Source organism: Corynebacterium testudinoris (assembly GCF_001021045.1).
In the GTDB taxonomy this organism is placed as follows: domain Bacteria; phylum Actinomycetota; class Actinomycetes; order Mycobacteriales; family Mycobacteriaceae; genus Corynebacterium; species Corynebacterium testudinoris.
In genome coordinates this window covers 2708661-2721226 of the sequence record NZ_CP011545.1, presented here as the reverse complement: position 1 = coordinate 2721226, position 12566 = coordinate 2708661, and the positions used below count along the sequence as shown (strand labels likewise).

Annotated in this window: 13 protein-coding genes; 8 read left to right on the top strand and 5 right to left on the bottom strand. The window is 63.8% G+C overall.

Features of this window, described 5'->3' with window-relative positions:
- Nucleotides 1–723: 723 nt before the first annotated feature.
- From rpmH to CTEST_RS12940, 8 genes are all read left to right on the top strand, one after another.
- Nucleotides 724–867 (top strand): 50S ribosomal protein L34, encoded by a 144-nt coding sequence (gene rpmH, locus CTEST_RS13485; protein ID WP_015402223.1) that lies wholly within the window; start codon nt 724–726, stop codon nt 865–867.
- 15 nt (nt 868–882) lie between these two features.
- The gene (gene rnpA / locus CTEST_RS12965) at nt 883–1251 is read left to right on the top strand and encodes a ribonuclease P protein component (protein WP_083985639.1); all 369 of its coding nucleotides are present in this window, start codon (nt 883–885) and stop codon (nt 1249–1251) included.
- The gene (gene yidD / locus CTEST_RS13480) at nt 1244–1525 is read left to right on the top strand and encodes a membrane protein insertion efficiency factor YidD (protein WP_083985637.1); all 282 of its coding nucleotides are present in this window, start codon (nt 1244–1246) and stop codon (nt 1523–1525) included. Before rnpA ends, yidD begins: the two co-directional genes overlap by 8 nt.
- Nucleotides 1526–1530: 5 nt before the next feature.
- The gene (gene yidC / locus CTEST_RS12960) at nt 1531–2490 is read left to right on the top strand and encodes a membrane protein insertase YidC (RefSeq protein ID WP_047254099.1); all 960 of its coding nucleotides are present in this window, start codon (nt 1531–1533) and stop codon (nt 2488–2490) included.
- 88 nt (nt 2491–2578) lie between these two features.
- Nucleotides 2579–3235, top strand: a complete 657-nt coding sequence (rsmG, locus tag CTEST_RS12955) for a 16S rRNA (guanine(527)-N(7))-methyltransferase RsmG (RefSeq protein WP_047254098.1) — start codon at nt 2579–2581, stop codon at nt 3233–3235.
- Between the two features lie 82 nt (nt 3236–3317).
- A complete protein-coding gene (locus tag CTEST_RS12950) occupies nt 3318–4235 on the top strand; it encodes a ParA family protein (RefSeq protein WP_047254097.1) in 918 nt (305 codons plus the stop codon).
- Nucleotides 4235–5341 (top strand): ParB/RepB/Spo0J family partition protein, encoded by a 1107-nt coding sequence (locus tag CTEST_RS12945; protein ID WP_047254096.1) that lies wholly within the window; start codon nt 4235–4237, stop codon nt 5339–5341. The genes CTEST_RS12950 and CTEST_RS12945 overlap by 1 nt, the downstream gene beginning before the upstream one ends.
- 14 nt (nt 5342–5355) lie before the next feature.
- Nucleotides 5356–6018: a hypothetical protein gene (locus tag CTEST_RS12940; protein ID WP_047254095.1), complete on the top strand. Its 663-nt coding sequence runs from the start codon at nt 5356–5358 to the stop codon at nt 6016–6018.
- On the opposite strand, the gene CTEST_RS12935 is transcribed toward CTEST_RS12940, so the two are convergent.
- From CTEST_RS12935 to CTEST_RS12915, 5 genes are all read right to left on the bottom strand, one after another.
- Entirely contained in the window at nt 6015–7196 is a 1182-nt protein-coding gene (locus CTEST_RS12935; protein WP_047254094.1) for an N-acetylmuramoyl-L-alanine amidase, read from the bottom strand. The genes CTEST_RS12940 and CTEST_RS12935 overlap by 4 nt on opposite strands.
- Before the next feature lie 57 nt (nt 7197–7253).
- Entirely contained in the window at nt 7254–7577 is a 324-nt protein-coding gene (gene trxA / locus CTEST_RS12930; protein ID WP_047254093.1) for a thioredoxin, read from the bottom strand.
- Between the two features lie 11 nt (nt 7578–7588).
- Complete coding sequence (gene trxB, locus CTEST_RS12925) at nt 7589–8536, bottom strand: thioredoxin-disulfide reductase (RefSeq protein WP_047254092.1); 948 nt, start codon at nt 8534–8536, stop codon at nt 7589–7591.
- A gap of 87 nt (nt 8537–8623) precedes the next feature.
- Nucleotides 8624–9181 carry a sigma-70 family RNA polymerase sigma factor gene (locus CTEST_RS12920; protein ID WP_047254091.1) on the bottom strand — a complete coding sequence of 186 codons (558 nt, stop codon included), beginning with the start codon at nt 9179–9181 and terminating at the stop codon, nt 8624–8626.
- A 98-nt stretch (nt 9182–9279) separates the two neighbouring features.
- Nucleotides 9280–12564: a lipid II flippase MurJ gene (locus CTEST_RS12915; protein WP_047254090.1), complete on the bottom strand. Its 3285-nt coding sequence runs from the start codon at nt 12562–12564 to the stop codon at nt 9280–9282.
- Nucleotides 12565–12566 lie beyond the last annotated feature (2 nt).

The window sequence follows — 12566 nt, the reverse complement described above, 5'->3', positions numbered from 1 at the left end:
AGGCCAGATTCACTAAAAAAGTGGCTGCAACCTCGCTATCCACAAAGTTATCCACAGGTGTGGAGAACGGACCCCCGGATATGTTATCCACAGCCTAGTCGAAAGCTTGTGGATAACCTATTTCGGGAGTTTTAAGGCTGTGACCTGGCATTAAAGGAGAAAAGACTAAAACTCTCAACCTCTAATTTACAGTTATCCACAGATCCATTCACTCACACGGTGTGATTCATTCTGATTGCTCTATTGTTACTAGCTCGCTGGAAGCGCTGTCTAGTGATTTGCTTTCAGTCGTGTGGCGCCAGCGTCCGGGGCACCCACGACTGAGCGGAAGGTTGCCAGGACGAATAAGCAAAGACCCCGGTAACCAGCACTGAAAGACAATGATGTTATTTCAGGTGCCCCCGCTCGCCCCAGGTGAACGAGTGGGCGTGTCGATTTGTTCGAGGTCCGCGCATTCGCGTAGTCTGGCATGGTCTGTCACACCACCGGACACGTCGCCTCATGTCTTCACCGGCCTGAGAACTTCGCCGGAGGGTGTGTGTGAGAGCAGAGTCGGCACTGAATTCGGGCCGCGGCACGCACTACCCCGCCGCGCGTCTGTGTGGACCCTGCGCGCCACAGGTGGAGAAATCTTGCCACCCGGGGCATCTCAAAACTGTCATTTCACATTTGAACGGACGGCTGATCCCGGTCAGCCTCCGCGTTACGTAGAGGAGAACAACCGTGGCAAAGGGCAAGCGGACGTTCCAACCAAATAACCGTCGTCGTGCACGCGTGCACGGCTTCCGTACCCGTATGCGTACCCGCGCCGGTCGTGCAATCGTCTCGGCTCGTCGTCGTAAGGGTCGCGCCAAGCTCACCGCTTAGAAGGAGCACACCCCGGTGCTTCCTCAGCAGCATAAATTCACATCACCGTCCGATTTTAGTCGGACGATGAAGCGTGGACGTCGCGCAGGAACCCGCACCGTGGTGGTCCACCTCGTGGATCGCTCCAGCATGCCCGACGCGGATGTCGCCCTCCAGGGCGGCCCCCGCGTCGGGTTCATTGTCTCTAAAGCCGTTGGGAACGCGGTGATCCGTCACCGCACCACCCGACGGCTTCGACATATCTGTGCGGGACGCTTTGACTCCCTCGCAATCCCCACTGACCTGGTGATTCGTGCCCTGCCTGCGGCAGGGACGGCGTCGACAAGCGAGCTCGACCGCGACCTGGACACCGCACTGCGAAAACTGGGAGTAAGCCATGGATGACGGCCTGCCCACTCCGCGGGGATTCGTCGCCCGAGGGCTGGCAGCGGCAGTGCGTTTCTACCAAAACTATCTGTCCCCGCTTAAGATGGGGTCGTCCTGCCGTTTTGAACCAACGTGCAGCGCCTACGCTTTAGAGGCCGTTTCACGCTACGGGGCCGCCACCGGCGTTGTTATGACGCTGGCTCGACTGAGCAAGTGTGGTCCGTGGCACCCGGGCGGGTATGACCCCGTCGTAACGCGAAACCTGACATCAACTGACATCAAGGAGTTCTGACACAGGTGCTCAACTTCATCTATTGGCCGATCTCGGCCATCCTGTGGTTCTGGCACAAAGCTTTTAGCTTTGTCCTGGACCCGGATTCCGGCATCTCCTGGGTGCTAGCCATCATTTTCCTCACCTTCACCATCAAGGCCTTGCTGTTTAGGCCGACGATGAACCAGCTGCGCTCCGGCCGCAAGATGCAAGAGATGCAGCCGAAGATGCAGGAAATTCGCACCAAGTACAAAAATGACCAGACGAAGATGATGGAGGAGACGCGCAAGCTCCAGAAGGAGATGGGCGTCAACCCCATCGCCGGCTGTCTGCCCATGCTGGTGCAGATCCCCGTGTTCATCGGCCTGTTCCACGTGCTGCGTTCCTTCAACCGCACCGGCGAAGGCGTCGGCCAGCTCGGGATGTCCATCGAGCAGAACTACAACACGCCGAACTACATCTTCGGTGTCGACGACGTGCAGTCTTTCCTCGACGCCACCATTTTCGGCGTTCCGCTCTCGGCATTCATCTCGATGCCGCAGGAAATGTACGCCGCGTTCCCCAACGTTGATTTCACCCGCACCGACATCATGTTCGTCGCCGTGCCGCTGGTGCTCATCATTGCCGTGGCCACCCACTTCAACGCCCGTATGTCCATCGACCGCCAGGCCGCTCGCATCGCCTCCGGCAAGCAGGCCGCCCCCTCCGGCGACCGCGCCGAGATGATGCAGTCCCAGATGGCCGTGATGAACAAGATGATGCTGTGGTTTATGCCGCTGACCATCCTGTTCACCGGCTTCCTCTGGCACATCGGCCTGCTGTTCTACATGGTTTCCAACAACGTGTGGACCTTCTTCCAGCAGCGCTACATCTTCAACAAGATGGACGCCGAAGAGGCCGCCGAGGAAGAGGCCCGCAAAGCCCTCAAGCGCACGACCGCCCCGGCACCCGGCGCCCGCAAAGTGAACAAAAAGAAGAAGAAGTAATCGCTTCATCGCCTTATCCCCACAGCCACCGCCTCAGCGCGGTGGCTGTGTTGATTCACGCCCATGACCACCAGGTAGTCTCAGGACCATGAGTCAGACCCCGGATCCCGTTCTGGAACCCACCCCGGCCGCCGCCGCGGAGATCTTCGGTGATCTCCTGCCCCTGGCCGAGTCCTATCACCGTTCCCTGGCCACCGACGGTTCGGTGCGCGGCTTTATCGGCCCCCGCGAGGTGCCCCGCCTGTGGGAACGCCACATCCTCAACTGTGCGGTCATCGGCGAGGTCATGGACCACGGGATCAGGGTCGCCGATATCGGCTCCGGGGCGGGATTGCCGGGCATCCCCCTGGCGTTGGCCCGACCCGACCTGGAGATCACCCTCATTGAGCCGCTGCTCAAGCGCTCGGTCTACTTGGCGGAGGTAGTGGAACAGCTCGCGCTGCCCAACGTCACCGTCATCCGCGGCCGGGCGGAGGACAAGGAGGTCCGTTCGCAGCTGGGCGCGATCGATGTGGTCACCTCCCGGGCCGTTGCCCCCCTGGGCAAGCTCGCCGGGTGGTCGCTGCCCCTGGTCACCGTCGGGGGCTCGATGATCGCGATGAAGGGTTCCTCGGTGACCGAAGAGCTTGACCGCGATGCCCGGGAGATCAAACGGGCCGGCGGCGGGAAGGCGGACATCCTCAGCGTGGGTGGGAAACTGCTGGCAGAGCCGACCACCCTCATCCGTATCCCCCGGGTGCGCTGAGGAAGTGCTCACTACCCGGTGAGCAACCACTAAGGTAGTAAGAGCTACGTCGACAAGTGCAGGAAGAGGTCCACGCACATCCATGGATGACCACACACGGGTTCGTTCCCCCAGGGCCACGCTGCCCAAGCCGGAACGCCCACGCCTGATCACCGTCGCAAACCAAAAAGGTGGGGTGGGGAAAACCACCTCATCGGTCAATCTCGCTGCTAGCTTGGCGGAGCACGGCAACAAGGTGCTGGTCATCGACCTCGACCCCCAGGGCAACGCCTCCACCGCACTCGGTGCCGTCCATACCTCCGGCACCACGTCCAGCTACGAAATGCTCATCGGCGAGGCCACCGGCCTCGAAGCCATGCAGCAGTCCACGGCCCACGACAATCTCTATTGCATCCCCGCCACCATTGACCTCGCGGGCGCGGAAATTGAAATGGTGAGCATGGTGCGCCGCGAATACCGGCTCCACGATGCTTTGCGGCGCGGATTCATCCAGGACCAGGGCTTCGACTATGTTTTCATCGACTGTCCGCCCTCCCTGGGACTGCTCACCATCAACGCGATGACGGCCGTCGACGAGGTCCTCATCCCCATCCAGTGCGAGTACTACGCCCTCGAGGGGGTGGGTCAGTTGCTCAACAACATCACCATGATTCGCGAGCACCTGAATACCAACCTGCACATCTCCGCCATCTTGTTGACGATGTATGACGGCCGGACCAAGCTCTCGGAGCAGGTGGCCACCGAGGTGCGCCAGCACTTCGGCGACGTGGTGTTGGTCAACCTCATCCCCCGCTCGGTGAAGATCTCCGAGGCGCCCGGATTCGGGCAGACGATCATTCAATTCGACCGCTCCTCGAAGGGAGCGATGGCCTACCTCGATGCCGCGTGGGAGTTCGGCGCTCGGGGTGACTACCAGGCGGTGGCGTCCACCGGCGCCATCGGTGTGAGCCCGGAAACCGCCGCTGAGCTCAACGCCTTGGACACTTCGGAGGAGCAATAATGACCGATTCGCAGGCAAAAAAGCTGCCCAAGGGTGCCCCCAAGATCATGCAGGAACCCCGCAAGGGTGGCCTGGGTCGTGGACTTGCCGCCCTCATTCCTTCCGGCCCGACGTCCGGCTCGCCCCGCCTGGGTGACGGTGCTGCGGACGTCATCCTCGGCGGCACCAAAGGTGCCCGCCAGGCCAGCACTGCGGGACCGGCTAAGCGCGAGGCAAGCGCGGGCGTCGATAAGGGCGTCGATAAGGGCGTCGAAAAGGGCGCAGACAAGCACGTAGCACCGGCAGCCGGTATCGGCGCGACTTATCGCGAGATCCCCCTCGGGGAGATTGTGCCCAACCCGCAGCAGCCTCGCCAGGTGTTCGATGAGGAGGCGCTGGCCGAGCTGGTCCATTCGATTCGTGAGTTCGGGCTCATGCAGCCGATCGTTGTGCGGCGGGCGGCGGATGACTCCACCTACGAGATCATCATGGGCGAGCGCCGGTGGAGGGCGTCGTCGAAGGCCGGGCTGAGTACCATCCCGGCGATCGTCCGGGAGACCGATGACGGCGACATGCTGCGCGATGCGCTCCTGGAGAACATTCACCGGGTGCAGCTCAACCCGCTGGAAGAGGCGTCGGCCTACCAGCAGCTGTTGGAGGAGTTTGGCGTCACCCAGACCGAGCTGGCGGACCGCTTGGGCCGTTCCCGCCCGGTGATCACCAATACGTTGCGTTTGCTCACCTTGCCGGTGGCGGTGCAGCGGCGGGTGGCGGCTGGGGTGTTGTCCTCGGGTCACGCTCGGGCGATCGCCGGCGTCAAGCTCGGTGACGATACCGCCGCCGCGCAGGATCACCTCGCGGAGCGCGTTGTCGCCGAGGGCATGAGTGTGCGCGCGACGGAAGAGGCTGTCACGCTGCTCAATCGCAATGGGGCACCGGCGGAAAAGAAGCAGGCCGCGCCGATCGCGCAGCCGGAAGCTTTCCTTCGCGCCGCCGACCGCCTCGCCGATGAGTGGGACACCAAAGTCACCGTCACCATGGGCCGCCGCAAGGGCAAGATGGTCGTCGAGTTCGGTGACCCGGAGGACTTTGAGCGGATCCTCGCGCTCATCGAGGGTCAGGGATAGCGCAGGCGACGAGCGTGTACGCGACGCTGATACCCCTGAGCCAGGAAACGCTGGACCAGATTCACCCGCAGGCCGCGCGCTCGATCTTTTGGGAGCTTGACGCCGACGCCGCCGCGACCGTCCTGGCCACGAGTGACCCGGCCTTTGAAAAAGAGGCCTGGCTGGCTCGCACCCTGTTCGACTACGGCTCCTGCGGCTTCTCCATCGCCCGGAGCACCTTCAATCATGCCGTGGCTACCGTCTTGTACTGCTCGCGTGCGGATGCCCCCGGTGCCGCCCAACTGCCCACCGCCCCCGTCTCTGCGGATGCGGAGCTGCTCACGTCACTGTTCATTGACCCCGGCTTCGCCGGTGTTGGCCTGGAGGCCGTGCTTCTCGACGCCGTTATCATGGAACTCGTCGGCCGGGACGTCCCCGCCATCGAGGCGTTCGGTTGGCGCAGTGATTTCTTCGCCCGCCCCGACGTCGACTTCTTGCTGCGCGGCGCCGTTGGGGACCTGGTGCGTTCTGCCCCCGAGATCGGACTGATCTCCGTCTCGGTGTTGGAGGCTGCCGGCTTCAAGGTCATCGCCGACCACCCGGTGCTCCCCCGCCTGCGCCTCGACCTGCCACCCCAGCAGGATCTGCTCTCGGCCGCGGACGTGGAATTGCTCCTCGCCCGCGCGCGCTCCTGCTAGAGGTTTTCCGCCTTGAGCAGCTCGGCGAACTTGAACGTTCCGGTCGGCTGATCATCTTGATCTAGCAGGTAGAGCCGCTTCACGGCCACGACAATGGCCTCCGCAATATTGTCCCGGATAGCAGGATTCGTGAGCTTGGCGACGTCGTCGGGGTTAGAGAGGTAGCCCGCCACCAGCTCCACCGTGGGCATCTGCGTCAAGCGCAGCAACTCCCACGTGCGGGCGTGGATGCCGCAGCTTTGCAGCTCCGTACGAGCCACGATCTCCCGCTGGACATAGCCCGAGAGGGTCTCACCCGTCAGCGAGCTATCGCCATGATCCGAACCGAAGTAGAAGGTGGCCACGCCGGAGGCCTTCTCGTTGGGATAAGAATCGCACTGCAGGCTGATCATGAGATCCGCGCCGAAGGCATTGGCGATCTCCGCCCGGGTCTTGGAGGAGGGGTTGTCCATGCGGGGGCGGGAAATGATGGTTTCCATGCCCGCGGCGACCATGCGGCCCTCGAGGCGGGAGGCCAGATCCCACAGGATCTCCTCCTCGGTGATCTCACCATAGAGACCCATCACGCTGCGGCCCTGGTCAGAACCACCAAATGCCGGGTCAATGACCACGCGCTTGCCAGCCAGCTTCGGGCCAGCACTACGGACGTTTTCCCGCTCCCGAATCGCCTGCGGGGAACCACCCGTGATGCGACGACCCAGCAGCTTGAGGGCGCGGATCGTGTCGGGACCGCAGACCCCATCGTCCTGGAGTCCTGAGTTGAGCTGGAAATTCACCAACGCCTCATAGGTGGCCTTACCGAAGTGCCCGTCGATGCGATGGGCATAAAAACCCAGCTCCTGCAGCTGGTTCTGCAGCTGGGAGACATCATCGCCGACCAGCTCATTGCCCGGTTGGAAAGACAACACGCGGGCGCCGAGCTTGTAAGAGGCCTGGCGCAGCTCCCGCAGCGTCGTCTCATCGATGGCGCCGGAGGGAATGATGCCGCGGGACTGCTGGAAGGCCTTGAGGATGACCGAAAGCTCCTCGTTGAAAAGCTTGTCTTCCTCATCGAACTTCTGGGACTTCCAGTCGGTGAGGGCGTCCTCAAAACCGGGGAGCAATCCGAGACGAGCGAGCGTCGAACGAGCCTCTGCAACCCGAGGGCTACGATCCCCGACACGTAGAATCTTCGTCACGACACTCCTTCCAGGGAAACACGTCCAGTCCGAACTTTCGAAGTCTCAGACTACCAGTCAGAGATGAGATTCCAGCTTCGCCACGATCGCGGACTTCGGCTGCAGGCCAACGAACTCATCGACCTTCTCGCCGTTCTTGAAGAACATGACAGCCGGGATCGACATGACCTGGAACATGGCCCCGAGGGTCCGTTCGGCGGAGACATCCACCTTGGCCACGGTGACCTTATCTCCCATCTCATCTGCGATCTCTTCAATGATCGGGCTCAGCTTTTTGCAGGGCCCGCACCAATCCGCCCAGAAGTCGACGATGACCGTCTTGTCCGAATCGATGACGACATCTTTGAATGTGGCCTGGGTGACGTCAATGACGTTGCTCACGCTCAGTCTCCTTAGAGGTTTTCGAGGTAGTGCTGGGCATCCAGAGCCGCGCGGCAGCCGGAGCCGGCAGCGGTGATGGCCTGCTGGTAATGATCATCGACCAAGTCGCCCGCAGCGAAGACGCCAGCGAGGTTCGTGTGAGTGGAGGGCTCCGCAACCTGGACGTACCCGCCGGCGTTGAGGTCCACCTGGCCGTTAAGGAAGCCCGAGCGCGGATCGTGGCCAATGGCGACGAACATGGCCGACACAGGCAGCTCGGAGACCTCTCCGGTGACGGTGTCCCGCAGGATGAGGCCCGCGACCTTGCCCGCCTGATCGCCGGTGCCCTCGATGACGCGGTCGACGACCTTGTTCAACGCGAACTCGATCTTGTCGTTCTGCTTCGCGCGGTCCAGCATGATCGGCGAGGCACGGAAACCCTCGCGGCGGTGAATGATGGTCACCTTGTCCGCGAACTTGGTGAGGAAGGTAGCTTCCTCCATAGCGGAGTCGCCACCACCGACCACGGCGATCTCAGCGCCCTTGAAGAAGAACCCGTCACAGGTGGCACAGCTAGAAACACCACGTCCCATGAGCTCTGATTCGCCGGGCACGCCGAGCAAGCGAGGGGCGGCACCCGTGGCGAGAATGACCGTGCGGGCCTGGAAAACCTCATCGCCCACGTGGATCTTCTTAATCTCCCCGTCGAGCTCCACCGAGTCGACCAGCTCCATGCGCAGATCGGCGCCGAATCGCTCGGCCTGGGAACGCATCTCCACCATGAGGTCCGGGCCCATAATGCCCTTCTCAAAGCCGGGGTAATTCTCCACCTCGGTGGTGGTCATCAACGATCCGCCGTACTCGTAGCCTTCAAAAACGATGGGCTTGAGCTCCGCGCGGGCGGCGTACAACGCCGCGGTGTAACCGGCGGGTCCTGAACCGATGATCGCCACATCGTGGATGGTGTCTACAGCGGTCATAACGTGGGGTCTCCTGAGGGTTGTCAATGAAAAGTCTGCGGCCTAAGTCTATCCTCCGCTCCCATTACAACGCCCAGCTACCGTGGTTCATTCCGGCGCCACACTCTCCCCCATGTTTTCCCTCAGCGCCTGCCGCGCGCGAGCGCGGCGCGACTTGATGGTGCCCGGCTGGACCCCCTCCTGCTGGGCGACGTGGGCGATGGAATACCCGGCGACGTCGATAAGCCAAAGGGCCTCGCGCTGGTTCGGGCAGAGCTTAGCTAAACCCTCCTGCAGGTGCAGGAGGGTTTCTTTGTGGTGGATGGGGTCGACGGCGAGCTTGAGGTTTATCTCGTGCGGGACGGTCTCGGAGTCCAAGACGGCGAGTTCGACCTGGTTGCGGTGGTTACGGAAGTCCCAGCCAGTGTTCATGACCAGCCGGTGTAACCAGGTACTCAGACTCGCTTCGTGGCGGTAGGTGTGCAGTTTTCGGCTGGCACGCAGGAAGGCCTCCTGGAGGATGTCGTTGGCGTCTTCCTCGTTGTGGCCGTATTTGCGGGCGACCCAGAGGAGTCGGGCGCGGTGCTTTTCCACGATCTTGCTAAAGGCCCGCATATCCCCGGCGATGTAGGCATCTATGAGAGCCCCGTCTGGTTGGTTCATCATTTCCCCCCGGAAATTTCGGTGACCCACCCAGTCCACCCTAGGGCGAGCCACCTCGCCACCGGAGGAGCAATATTCGCCCACTCCGGTGGGAACCACCCCTAGCGAGTACCCACCAGATCCACCTCGGCGATGGTGGTGGCGGCGCCATCGGCAGCCGGCTCGGTGATCCACAGCAACACGGCGGTGACTTCGACGGGCTGTGAGAGCCCGATCGTTGTGGTGCCGGCGTGGAGGGTGCCCTGAGCGAGGCGCGGGGCGTCGCCAGGCGTGAGGCTGGTGGCATCACTGATGGAGTAAATCTCGAACGACGCACCGGGGTTGGTGGCCTGGACCAGGACGTTTCGCAGGGAGAACTGCTCGCCGACGTCGATAGTGACGCCGGAGGGGAAGGCGGCGGGTGTCCAGCCGGTGTCGGGATCATCATCGGTGACCTCGGGCGCGCTCGTCCCGGAGGGGTTGAGGATGATGGGTAGGGCCGTCGGGGCGGCGTCGCTGGAGCGCTGTAGGGAATCGCTAGTGACCGGGGCTTCGACGTTGTCCTTGCCAAAGATCGACGCGACGTACGTGGTGAGGGTGGCCACCAAGACCACCGCACCGATGGCGAGCAGGGCGATGAGGGTGGTCATCCGGCCCGAATAGGCCTTGGACCCGAAGCCGGGCTGGGCGGAGGGCTTGGGAACGGAGTCCTCGGCAACGACAAGGACTTCCTCGGCCCGCTCGGCCCCGTCATCGGCGTCTTCCACCCCGGCGAAAGCTCGGAGTTCACGCGCGAGATCGTGCATGTCCGCATTCTCTGCGCGCGCCGCGGCGACCAAGTGATCAAGCCCGGTGCTCGAGGCGGCGAGGAGGGCCAGCGCGGAGGCAATGGATTGGCGGTCCCGGTCGATGGAGGCACCCGGCAGCACTGCCGGGAAGGCAAGCACCGCGGTGCCGTCGGTAGAGATGCGGATGCGGGCGCGGTTGTCCAGGCCCAACGGTGAGTTGGACTCGTGGGCGCGGGCGGCGGACTCGACCAGCGGGGCGAGAGCCAGTGCCACGGCCTGGGGATCGAGGCGATCGTCGGACTCGGCGACGGCCTTGAGGGAGGAGCCAGGCACCCAGTCGGCGACGATGAGGCAGCCGGCGCGGTACGCCAGAGCCTCGACGTCCGGCCCGGCGACCTTGCGGGTGCGGCGGGAGACCTCAGAGGCGATGCCCGCGGCCGCCGCGGAGGAGGTCGGGGCCATCGGCGCGCTGCCGGTGGTGTCGACGAAGCTCAGGGCGACCTCGCGGCCGGTGGCGAGCTCCTTCGCCTGCCAGAAGCGCGCGCCCGGCACGGAACCGTGATCGGCGAGGAGGCGGAAGCGGCCGTCGGACACCGGCGCGCCGGGGACCAGGCGCGGGCCGCGGACGACACCGGCGGACATGGGCGGCGGCACCGGGGAGGCATTGAAGGGGTCCATCGCCATGAGCTGGCTGGACATCTCGCCAACGCTGGGCTCTTCCACCTGGATCTCGCGGGAGGTGTCGGGGCGGATGATGCGGGACAGGCCGGGGATCCGGCCGAGCACGCGGCCGAGGTTTTGCACCTCGGGGAGGCGGGAGAACGATAGGGCGATTCCGGTGACAATGAGGAAGATGAGGCCGACGATGGACATCCGCAGCAGGAAGCCAACGGACCCTAAGGGGCGGAACAGTGGCTCGGCGAAGAACAGCAGCAGGTAATCAGCCAGCAAGGCCACGGCGACGCCGACGAGCGAGGCGGCCGCTGCCCAGATCGTCGTGCGCATGAGCGATCGGGTGCCCAGGTGGCCGAGCTTGCGGCGCAACAGCAGCGCGCCGATGACGGCGCCGGTGATGAAGCCGAAGCCGTTGGCGGCACCGAGGAGGACGACGACGCGCTCGGGGGCGGTGGCCACCGTCGGTGCCAGCAGTGAGAGGACGATCTTGGTCACCGTGATGCCGGCGATGATGAAGGTCGGGGTCCAGGCTTCCTCGCGGGCGTAGAACACGCGCAGGTGAAGTAGCACGAGGGCGTAAGGGATGAGCGTGAACGCGGAGAAGCTCAACGTCAGGCCGATGAGCGTGGCCGAGGCGCCGTCGAAGTTGCGGTAGGCAAACAGGCCCATGCCGATCTGGGGCCCAAACGCCGTGAGGAAGACGACGATGGGGATGAGCGCGATGAACGTCAGCTTGGAAGCCAGGTTGAGGTCGCCGACCACGGCCTTGTCGTCGCCGTCCGCGGCGTTACGGGACAGGCGGGGCATGATCGCGGTGAGCAGGGTGACGCCGATGATGCCGTAGGGCACCTGCAGCAACAGCCAGGCCTGCTGGTAAATGTTCGGCGCGGAGGCATGGGCCTCGGAGGCGATACGCATGGTGACGATGTAGCCAACCTGCGAGATGGCCACGTACACGATGATGGCCATGGCCATGCCGCCGAATTGGCGCAGCCGGTGGTCGATCCCCCACAGGGGCCGCAGGTCCACGCCCGCCTTCTTCAAGTACGGCAGCATGATGAGCGACTGGATGATCACGCCCAGGGTGGTGCCCGCGCCGAGCAGCATGACGTGCGGGTCGAGGATGCCGGAGGGGGCGTGGGGATTGAGGAAGCCCGGCAGCGTCATGTACAGCACGAGGACCGTGATGGAGACGACGTTGTTGGCCACCGGCGCCCAGGCACCAGGTTTGAAGATGGACTTGGTGTTGAGCACCGCCATGAACAGCGCAAAGATGCCGTAGAAGAAGATCTGCGGCAGCAGTAGATAGGCAAATGAGGTGGCCTGGATGACGTTGACCTTGCCCTCGTCATCGAGCATGATGCGCGTGAGAATCGGCGCGGCGATCACGGCCAGCACCGTCACCACGATGAGCAGCGAGGCGGACAGGGTGAACAGGCGCCGGAAGAACGCCGCTCCCCTATCGGGGTCTTCCTTTTCCGCGCGGATGAGCACGGGCACCACCAGCGAGGTGAGCACGGCGCCAAGGACGATCTCCGTGATGAGGTTGGGCAGCGTGTTCGCCGAGTTGAACGCCGACGCCACCGCGGGGCCGAGCGCCGCACCAATGAGGAGGTTGCGCAGGAAACCGGTGATACGGGAGACGAGCGTGGCCACCGCCATGGAACCGCCGGCGCGGACCACCTCTGAATCCGTCGCGACCTTTCCCGAGTCATTGTCATCAGCGACCGCCAGCACGGCACCCGCCGAGGCGAGCGGAGATTCCCCCACCGCCCCAGTACCCGCCGCACCCGGCGCGGCGGTCAGCGTCGAACGGTCCCGCTCCCGTGCAGCCGCAGCACCGGAACCGGTGCGCCGGTCCGGGACCGGGGCGGGAGGGGTCGGCGTGGAAAAGCGCGCACGCTGTCCGACAGGGGGAGAAGGGACATTCTCGTTGGTAGTCACTT

Coding starts and splice junctions, on each gene's coding strand:
- yidD (WP_083985637.1), top strand. CDS start 1,244: ATGGATGACGGCCTGCCCACTCCGCGGGGATTCGTCGCCCGAGGGCTG.
- rsmG (WP_047254098.1), top strand. CDS start 2,579: ATGAGTCAGACCCCGGATCCCGTTCTGGAACCCACCCCGGCCGCCGCC.
- CTEST_RS12950 (WP_047254097.1), top strand. CDS start 3,318: ATGGATGACCACACACGGGTTCGTTCCCCCAGGGCCACGCTGCCCAAG.
- CTEST_RS12945 (WP_047254096.1), top strand. CDS start 4,235: ATGACCGATTCGCAGGCAAAAAAGCTGCCCAAGGGTGCCCCCAAGATC.
- trxB (WP_047254092.1), bottom strand. CDS start 8,536: ATGACCGCTGTAGACACCATCCACGATGTGGCGATCATCGGTTCAGGA.
- CTEST_RS12920 (WP_047254091.1), bottom strand. CDS start 9,181: ATGATGAACCAACCAGACGGGGCTCTCATAGATGCCTACATCGCCGGG.